1 protein-coding gene is annotated in these 308 nt (G+C 58.8%); it reads right to left on the bottom strand.

Annotated elements, in window-relative coordinates:
* Positions 1–308, bottom strand: a 308-nt coding sequence (locus tag LU684_RS30515; protein WP_232895382.1) for an immunoglobulin-like domain-containing protein, incomplete at both ends; no start/stop codon positions are given.

Here is a 308-nt window from a genome sequence, read left to right as displayed (position 1 = left end):
CCTTCGTTGCCTGGGGTGCCTGGTTCGTCGGTAACCTGGGTGCTGACCGGGGTCTTGTCCAGATTCAGGTTTTCGAACTTCCACGCATCCGCGCCGCTGACAGCATCGATGGCATTGACCACCGGCTGGTTAGTACCGACATACACGTTATCCGGGGCGGTTGCAGTGGCCGAGCCCGTGGTGCTGTTGGCCGCGACGACAACAGTGGTGCCATCGGTCAGCTTGAAATATAGCGCCGAATGGTTGTTGATCGGCAGACCGTCTTTGTTGGTCAGCGTGATGGTGTAGGTGATCTCGCCACCTTCGGT

The sequence above is a fragment of the Pseudomonas sp. NMI542_15 genome, from assembly GCF_021283425.1.
Lineage (GTDB): Bacteria > Pseudomonadota > Gammaproteobacteria > Pseudomonadales > Pseudomonadaceae > Aquipseudomonas > Aquipseudomonas fortuita.
The sequence above is the reverse complement of the archived record's forward strand: the minus strand, read 5'-3'. Positions and strand labels throughout refer to the sequence as shown.